The following is a 9,602-nucleotide window of genomic DNA, read 5'->3' on the forward strand; positions in this document are numbered from 1 at the left end:
GGCACAAACAACACGCAAAAGAAATCTCAATGCGTACTTCCACGCTCATTCTATGCATTGGCTTATGCATTGCTGCCGTCACCGTTATCAGCTGGTTCATGATCTCTGCCGATCAACAACGTCAGCTAGTCAATGAGAATGCAGCACGAGCGATTGACACGACCGAGCGGCTGGATCGTGAAATTGGGTACGGCGGGCTCATCCACAATTTCAAGAACTATGTCCTTCGCCCGACCAACTCTCAGTACTACGAAGACGCGATCCAGAACGCCGAAACTGCGTTTGGGCTGATTTCCGAATTGGAGCAGATTGACCAAGGGCCCATCCAAGGAAGACCGCTACCGGAAACCCGGCGAATGGTCGAGGAGTATTCCGGCCAACTGCAAATTGTTCATGAGATGGCCAGCAACAACGCGTCCGCCCGTGAAATCGACGATGCAGTTCGCTTTGATGATGCGCCCACGTTGAACGAGTTGCAAACAGTAGTCAATTCATTCAACGGAGCCTATCGAGCTGAAGCAGGCCGCCTAGAACGACTCACTCGAATGCTGATGATCCTCAACGTCATCCTCGGTCTGGGCACTGCGATCACGCTGGCGACCTTGAACGTCCGCCAACACATTAAGAACCTACAAAACCAAGTCGTCTACATCGAACTGCTCGGTCAAAGCGGCGGAATTTGGAACTGGAATCGCCAAACGGGTGAGGTCCAGTACGCACCGAAATTCAGAGAAATGCTGGGGTTCGCGGGGAATGACACGGATTCGTTCCCCGAGAACATAAAAGCCAGCCGTGAACGAATTCACGCCGATGACATGGCGGTTTTCGAAGAAAGGCTGGCGAACCAGCAGCAAACGCGCAAACCTTTTAGCGTGGAATTTCGCATGCTCGACAACAAAGATCGCTATAGATGGTTTCGAACGCATGCCCACACGCTGTTTGATCGCGATGGAACCCCGATCCGAACAGCAGGAACCATCTTTAACATTGAAGACAGCAAGAAATATGAACACGAGCTTCAAGAAAGCAATCAGGAACTCCAACGCTTCGCCTTCGCCGCTTCGCACGACCTTCAAGAACCCCTGCGAGCGATCACGGGATTCAGTCAACTTCTCCAGCAACGATACGCCAACTCGCTCGATGAAAAGGGCCAAGGCTACCTGAAGCACATCATAGAAGGCGTCGGACGAATGAAAGCGTTGATCGATGACATTCTGACGCTTTCGCGAGTTGGACAATCTGAATTGGAATTTGTCGAGATCAGCCTCGACGACTGCGTGAAAACCGCACTTCAGAATTTATCGCAGCTGATTCAAGAAACCGAACCCGAAATCCAAATTGGAGATCTCGGCACCGTCCGTGGTCACGAGGGTTTCTTAGTCGAACTATTTCAAAACCTGATCAACAACGCCATCAAGTTTCGCAAACCGGAGCAAGCAGCCAAGATCAACATCGACTCCCGAACCGATGGATCTCGAATCGTCATCACAGTTGCAGATCAGGGGATTGGAATATCGAAAAGCCACCATGCTCAAGTCTTTGAACTATTCAAACGCCTACATCGTCGAGAACAAATTCCGGGCACTGGCATTGGCCTAGCCCTGTGCAAACGAATCGTGGAGCGTCACCACGGAACCATCTCGCTCATTTCCGAACAAGGCGAGGGAGCAACCTTCCGCGTCTCCCTTCCAATCGAACCTCAGACTGAATCATCCGCTCAAGAAAACCAACATGTCAAACCAAGAGAAACCCATCGACATCCTGCTGGCCGAAGATAGTGAAACCGATGCGGAACTGACCATTGATGCGTTGCAACAAGGTAAAATCCGAAACAACATCCATCATGTATGGGACGGTGAAGAAGTACTTCAATTCCTTCGCAAGGAGGGCGAGTACAAAGATGCAGTTCGCCCCGACCTGATCCTGCTCGATCTTAACATGCCTCGAATGGACGGCCGAACTGTTCTCAAAGAAATCCGATCCGACGATCAGATCAAGGCGATCCCGGTGGTCGTCTTAACCACTTCGAGTCAAGAACGCGACATCCACGAATCATACGGATTGGCCGCCAACAACTACATCGTCAAACCAGTCGACCTCGTTCAATTCTTTGAGGTGATTCAAAGCGTTCAGGAATTCTGGGTCAACGTGGTGAAGCTACCAAAGAAGTAGTCCAAGACCAACAGGAATTGCCAACAACGCGTGAATGCACTGGCATTCCGTCGGCCGAATTCTGAATCAAACACCTCTACCTGAGACACAACATGAGCGACTCCAGCAACCAACCAGTGCTTGTGATCGGCATCGGAGCTTCGGCCGGTGGTCTGGCTCCAATCGAAGAATTCTTCGATCACATGCCGCCGGACACGGGAATGTCTTTTGTCGTCATCCAACACTTGTCGCCTGACTTCAAAAGTCTGATGGACGAACTGTTGGCTCGTCACACCAAGATGACGATCCACAAGGTGACTGATGGAATGCAGGTCGAACCGAACACGATCTATCTGATCCCGCCCGAAAAGAACATGGCGTTGTCGGCCGGCAAGCTATTGTTGACCCAGCAGGACCACGCTCGAGGGCTGAATCTCCCAATCGACATATTCTTTCGCTCCCTTGCGCAGGACGCCGGTTCGCGAGCGGTCGCAATTGTCTTGTCCGGTACCGGCAGCGACGGATCACGTGGCATCAAAGATGTTCGTGAACTGGGTGGAGTCGTGATGGTCCAGACGGAAGATTCCGCTGGATTTGACGGCATGCCGAGAGCCGCCATCCAATCACACGCGGTCGATGCCATCTGCACGCCCGCAGCAATGCCCGCGAGATTAATGGAGTACGCCAAAGCGCGTGATCGCGAGGCACTGAAAGACCGGGAAGACGAAAGCGAACCCTCCGGCGATTCGGCATTGTTTAGCATTCTGCGAATGTTCCGCTTGCGCCATGGACTCGACTTTGCGCTCTACAAACCAGCCACGATCACTCGACGCCTGGAACGTCGGATGCAGATGGGCGGTTTTCGAGACGCCAGCGAATATGCGGCATTGCTCGAAAGCGACGAAGAGGAATTCGAGGCTTTGTATCGTGATTTGCTAGTCGAAGTCACGCAGTTTTTCCGCGACGAAGCAGCTTTCAATCGACTCCGAAAAGACATCATTCCAGGAATCGTTGACAAGGCAATCCCCGGGGAAGAACTGCGAATCTGGGTCCCCGGTTGTGCCACCGGCGAGGAGGCCTACTCCGTCGCAATGTTGTTTCATGAGGCGATGGCAAAAGCGGGGCTCGATCGTGAATACAAAGTATTCGCGACCGACGTCCACCGAACATCCTTGGAAACGGCCAGCACCGGCGTGTACCCAAGCTCGGCACTTGACAGCGTTCCCGCCGATTTCCAAGTCAAATACTTCACCCAGTCCAGTGGTCTGTGCCACATCAAACGGGAAATTCGACAGCGAGTCATCTTCGCGGCCAATGACTTGACCAATGATCCACCATTCACACGTCTCGACTTCATCAGTTGCCGGAACGTTTTGATCTACTTGGAACCCAAGATTCAGAAACGAATTCTGTCCTTGTTTCACTTCGGGTTACGCACCGGTGGAACGTTGTTTCTCGGACCGAGCGAGACCGTTGGTGACCTGGCAACCGAATTTGAAACGCTTGACCGGCACTGGCGATTGTATTCGAAACGCCGCGATGTTCGCCTACCCGATGCGGCGCGTTTGCCGGTCACCCCAATCCTCAGCACAGTCATTCGCGAAAAACAACATGGGTTTGTCGCAGTTTCCCCGCAGGGAGATCGTCAGGCATGGCTATCGACCGCCATGGAGGATTTGCTGACCAAACATGTGCCGCCGAGCCTGATGGTGAATGAATTCAATGAAGTGATCCACACGTTTGGAGATGCTCGAAAGCTGCTCGTCCAACCCGAAGGACGACCAAGTCTGGACGTCCTGAAAATGCTTTCCTTGGAACTTCGAACCGCCACCAGTGCGGCGCTGTTGCGTGCCAAGCAGAAAGGCATCCCAGCAGTCTTTGACGGAATCCGCGTCACTGGCGAAGACGATTCACCTGATCACATCTACAAAGTGACCGTCGAGCCGTACAAAAAGACCAACCAGAGTTTGTATCTCATTTGCATTGAAGAGATGCAGGAAGACTCTGGTGAAGAAAACGTCGTCGAACGTTTTCAAGCGGATGATCTGTCCAGCGAGCGAATCGGCAACTTGGAACTGGAACTTTCCTATACCAGAGAGACTCTACAAGCGACCGTTGAAGAACTCGAGTCGAGCAACGAAGAACTGCAGGCTACCAACCAGGAATTGATTGCGTCCAACGAGGAACTGCAAAGTACGAACGAGGAACTGCACAGTGTCAACGAAGAGTTGTACACGGTGAACTCAGAGCACAAGCAGAAGATCGAAGAGTTGACTCAGCTCACCAGCGACATGGACAACTTGCTCAAGAGCACCGACATCGGCACGATCTTCCTCGACAACGAATTGTGCATCCGAATGTTTACGCCAGCCATCTCGGCGGCATTCAACGTCATGGAACAGGACGTCGGCCGCCCAATCAATCACATTGCCTACAAGCTAGACAGCCCTAACTTATTGTCCGACGCGGCAGCCGTTCTCGCATCTTGCGACTCTCGAGAAACCGAGGTCCAGAATTCCGACGGCCGAGTCTACCTTCAGCGAATGCAACCTTACCGCACCGAAGAAGGTGTTGTGCGTGGCATCGTGCTGACAACGACAGATGTCACGGCGCTGAAGCAAGCCGAACAAGCTCAACGAACGCTCATGACGCTCGCTCAAGTTGGGGAGGAACTTCCCGATTTTGCCTATGCCGTCTCTCACGATTTGCAGGCCCCGCTTCGCCACATTTCTCAGTACGCAGAAATCCTTGACTTGGCGATGAAGGAAAACGACGAAAAGAAAGTCCTTAAATCGAGCAAGGTCATCCGCGACAGTGCCTCCAATCTCAGCATGATGATTGAAGCGTTGCTGACTTACTCGCGAATCAACACGCTTGGACGCCCGCTCGATCGGGTTCCACTCAGCGATGCGATTGGCGATGCGGTGGCCAACCTTTCGACCAGCTTGGAATACCACGGCGCAAAAGTCGAGATGGATCACCTAGCTGTTGTCACGGGCGATCGGGAACAACTGCAATTGCTGTTCTTCCATCTGATCGACAACGCGATCAAGTATCGGGCCGACGAGGCTCCGCTTATCAAAATCACCAGCCAATCAGACGACGGATTCATCAACATCCGCATCGCGGATAACGGAATTGGAGTGGAGGACCGTCACAAAAACCGGGTCTTCACAATTTTCAAACGCCTCGGATTCAAGCCTGATGTACCCGGCATTGGTGTCGGACTTGCGATTTGCAAACGCATTGTCATTCGCCACGGTGGAAGAATTTGGCTCGAAAACTCACCGCACGGCGGTGCTATCGTTTGCCTTACGCTAAGAGAGTTCAGAGATTCCGGATCACCAAGCCTCGCCGAGAGAGCCCACCGTGAACAACACTGATCCAAACCCAGACTTTTCACTTCCCAACATCGATGCACTTCCCTCGATTTCAACTGTCGTCGGGATTGGCGCATCTGCCGGGGGCTTGAAAGCCCTCGAGGATTTCTTTTTGAAACTCCCGAGCGACACCGGCATGACGTTCATCGTCGTCCAGCATCTGTCGCCAGACTTTAAGAGTCTGATGGACGAAATTTTGGCCCGGTTCACGACGATGAAGATCGTCAACACCGAGAACGGATCGACGCTCGAACCAAATACGATCTACCTCATTCCTCCGAACAAGAACCTTGCGGTTGCGGACGGTCGGTTTCTGATCACCGACATGGATCGGGATCAAATCCAACGCCCAGTCGATCTATTGTTTCAGTCAATCTCGAAATGCTTTGGCCCAAACGCTTTTGCGGTTGTCCTGTCAGGAACGGGGTCGGATGGCGCCAACGGGATCCGCGTTGTCTACGAAAACGGAGGCGTCACATACGCGCAAATTCCAGAGACTGCACAGTTCGACGGGATGCCAAAGAACGCCATCGCGACGGAATGCATCACACATGTACTCACTCCTGCCGACATCGCCATTTCGCTCTCGGAACATGCGAATCACCCAGAAAATCGCACCGTAATTGATCCGTTGACGACTGAAGAGATGTCTGGGATCCGTCTTGTCTTTTCATTGCTTTCAGAGCGCCACAGCATTGACTTCAGCGGCTACAAAGAATCAACGGTCGCCAGGCGACTGAATCGCCGGATTCATTCACGTAATTGCAAAGGCATCCAGCAGTACGCCGAATTGCTTCGAACAGACAGGGCAGAAGTCGACGCGCTCTACCATGATTTACTGATTGGTGTCACCAAGTTTTTCCGCGACACGGAAGCCTTCTTTTCACTGCAAGCTCGAATCAATCGATTCGTTTCACAACTCGAACCCGATGAAGAATTGCGCATCTGGGTAGCAGGCTGCGCTTCGGGCGAAGAAGCCTACACGATGGCTATGATCGCGGTTGAAGCCTTCGCTCGCCGGGGACTCCCTCCCAATCTAAAAGTACTGGCGACCGATGCCCATCAAGGTGCGCTGGACCGAGCGTCGCGAGGACTGTTTTCTGCCGAATCGCTCGAGTTCGTTTCAAGGCAACGACAGAACCAATTCTTCACTCAGATCAGCAAGACCCAATATCGGATCACACCAGAAGTCAGGCAACTGATTGTATTTGCAAAGCACAATTTGATCGAGGATCCACCGTTTACAAAGATCCACGTAGTGACCTGCCGCAACATGCTGATCTATTTCAAACCTCCATCTCAAAATGCAGCGATTGCTTCTCTGCATTTCGCACTTGAAAAAGATGGACTGATGATGCTCGGCAGCAGCGAAACACCAGGAAAATTGCAGGACGAGTTTGAGACTCTCGACAACACATGGCGGATTTATCGAAAACTTCGAAGTCTTCCGCTCGCAATCAAGTCCTACGATCAACTGCGAGCTGTGGAGCAGGCTCCACGGCGGCTGGTCAACATCCTCAACCGAGATCAGCCTGAAAAGCTTAGCTTCACTGGTCTGTTGAAATCCTATGATTTACTACTGGGTGAATTCGTCGATTGCGGACTCCTTTTGGACGAACACAGAAACGTTTTGCACGTTTTTGGAAATGCAAGTCAATACCTGCAGAACTCATCGGGACGATTCACTGGAAACCTTCTTCGCATGATGGAAGGGGAAGCACGCAGATCAATTGGTGCTGCTTTAGTCCGATCGGCCAGAGACAGTAAATCAAAGATCGTGATTCGCGATATCCCCTTTGAAATCGCCGGGGAAATCGTGGACACCGACGTAACCGTTCGAGTGCTTCACAGCACCGGGGCAGACGCTTTTGTTTGGTTCATCGAATTTGGCACCCCCACAACCCCCGTGGCAACCGTCGAAACCGAAGTCCGCGTTTCACGTCCGGGTGACCAATACGATGCACTGGAGGCTGAATTGACGTTTGTCAAAGATAGCCTGAGCGCAACAATTGAAGAACTCGAGACCAGCAATGAGGAACTGCAATCAACCAACGAAGAATTGATCGCATCCAACGAAGAGCTTCAAAGCACCAACCAAGAACTGCACAGCGTCAACGAAGAGCTCTATTCAGTTAACGCGGAAAACCATCGCAAAATCACGGAATTGCAGGAGGTCACCGAAGACATTGAAAACCTCCTGAGTAGCACCGACATTGGCACTCTTTTCGTCGACGAAAATCTCTTCATTCGGCGTTTCACACCGGCAGCGACGCGATACTTCAACTTGGTTGATCACGACATTGGGCGTTCACTCTCCAGCTTCACCCACACGATGGATCTGCCAGACTTGAGCGACCAGATTCACTCTGTTCTGAACACCGGAAAGAATTTCATCCGCGAAATCTCAACGGTCCAAGGCGACCGGGTCTTGCTGCGCGTCGTTCCCTATATGAGTGGATCGGAACGCAAAGGTGCGATCGTGAACATTTTGGATTTCCGCGCTCTCCGCGATGATGTTGATTCCGCCGACCAGCACTAGATAACGCATCTGCGTCAGAATCAAATTTTCATGCTTTATCTCAAAGCACACAATCAGCACGACGCACACGTAGATCCCCGCTGCGATACATATGGGCTCGATTGCAACAGTCGCTCGTTACCATTCGCCCGCCCCAGTTTCCCGATGCCTTAGAAGTTCGACACACAACTTCCTCAAGATGCTTTCCGAACGCGGAACGATCGGTCGGATTCAGATGAGTCCAATATTTCGATCTGTTCGATGCTTTCCATTGCATCTTGCACCCCATCGAAAGGCTGATTCGTCCGAATCCAAACGACGAGCTCGCCATCGAATGCACGCACCCTCCATTGCCGACCCTTCAGTGCGGAAACGATTTTGAACCGCATTGATTCCGCGTGCCGGCCTTCTGAGAATTCGATCAAAACTCGAACCGCTTCCTCCGCCGGCACCCCGAAGGGATTGACCGAGCGGAACACATCGGGTGTAGATAAATTACCCGGGTGACCATAGGGAAGCGGATGAGCATGCCCGCGCGGTCCACCAGGACTGGGGAACTCATTGGAGATGTCCTGATCGTGCCAACTGGCATTGGGAATGGGAGGTGCCGATAGAACAGTGGCAAAAACAATCACTGCCATGAAAGCGGCTTGAGCGACGTAAGTCGCAGCCAAGGCTCGCGCGATTCCGATCCAGTACCACAGTGAGATCATCACGATCCCAACCAGGAAAATGAATGCGACCTGCATGAGCACCGCGGTGCCACCACCCGGCAATCCACTGAAGTCCAAATTTGCGGCCGCACCGCTGCGATTGAGTCGCATGCCTACTTTAAGCAGCACGGCCCCGGCAATGCAGAGCACTCCTGTCGTTCCCAAACCGGCGGCTGCACTGACGAAGGTACTGCCCAATTCGCCAAAAACCCGTTTCAGAACATGCAACCGAGGCAGGAACAACAGCCCAATCGCGATCGCTCCCAATACGACCTCAAAGATCCCGACGATGAACATCGGCCACGGTGCAAGCAAACTGAGGCAAAGATTCAAAATGGCGAATGAAGCGACCACGACATGAAACTTATGCGTCTTCACCCAGGCCAACACGCCGTTTTGGCTCTTCTTCCCGTGTCGATTGATTGGGCGAGCGCCCCCGGAACCTCCCGCGCCATTCGTACCCGCGAAGGAACGCACCGTGGCGGGTTGCTGAGGTAGCGTTCGAGTCACCGCCCGCGACGAGGATGCACCGACGGGCCGCGTGGGCTTTCGGGTGGATACCGCCGGACGAACGGCCGCTTTTGCCGCTACAGGTTGGCTCGCAACAACAGGCTTCGGGGAAGGCAAGCGAAACTGCGTTTGGCAATGAGGGCACCTCAGACGCTTTCCTGCTGCCTGATCCGAGACTTTGAGGGCGCGCTGACAACCGGGACACGAAACATTCATGAATTGTGAGGCCAATCATTGAGCGGGCTTTCTAACGACATCCTCATGCAGAGTCGTTTTCTTCTGACACCACTGGGTCCCGGGAAGTTCCATCGGGCTGTTGGTGCTCCCGGG

5 protein-coding genes are annotated in these 9,602 nt (G+C 52.8%); 4 read left to right on the forward strand and 1 reads right to left on the reverse strand.

Translation table 11 applies throughout. From position 1 onward, the window contains the following. The first annotated feature begins 98 nt into the window (after positions 1 to 98). The 4 genes from RE6C_RS20170 (at position 99) to RE6C_RS20185 (ending at position 8,070) form a co-directional block, all read left to right on the forward strand. Complete coding sequence (locus RE6C_RS20170) at positions 99 to 1,778, forward strand: sensor histidine kinase (RefSeq protein WP_008659537.1); 1,680 nt, start codon at positions 99 to 101, stop codon at positions 1,776 to 1,778. Beyond that, the gene (locus RE6C_RS20175; RefSeq protein ID WP_039962737.1) at positions 1,732 to 2,172 is read left to right on the forward strand and encodes a response regulator; all 441 of its coding nucleotides are present in this window, start codon (positions 1,732 to 1,734) and stop codon (positions 2,170 to 2,172) included. Before RE6C_RS20170 ends, RE6C_RS20175 begins: the two co-directional genes overlap by 47 nt. Positions 2,173 to 2,264: 92 nt before the next feature. Further along, a complete protein-coding gene (locus RE6C_RS20180; protein ID WP_008659539.1) occupies positions 2,265 to 5,534 on the forward strand; it encodes a chemotaxis protein CheB in 3,270 nt (1,089 codons plus the stop codon). Continuing rightward, entirely contained in the window at positions 5,521 to 8,070 is a 2,550-nt protein-coding gene (locus RE6C_RS20185; protein WP_008659542.1) for a chemotaxis protein CheB, read from the forward strand. The genes RE6C_RS20180 and RE6C_RS20185 overlap by 14 nt, the downstream gene beginning before the upstream one ends. Before the next feature lie 173 nt (positions 8,071 to 8,243). Here the strand turns inward: RE6C_RS20185 and RE6C_RS20190 are convergent, their stop codons facing one another. Further along, entirely contained in the window at positions 8,244 to 9,272 is a 1,029-nt protein-coding gene (locus RE6C_RS20190; RefSeq protein ID WP_008659544.1) for a hypothetical protein, read from the reverse strand. Between the last annotated feature and the right edge of the window lie 330 nt (positions 9,273 to 9,602).

It is taken from the genome of Rhodopirellula europaea 6C (assembly GCF_000338295.1).
GTDB lineage: Bacteria > Planctomycetota > Planctomycetia > Pirellulales > Pirellulaceae > Rhodopirellula > Rhodopirellula europaea.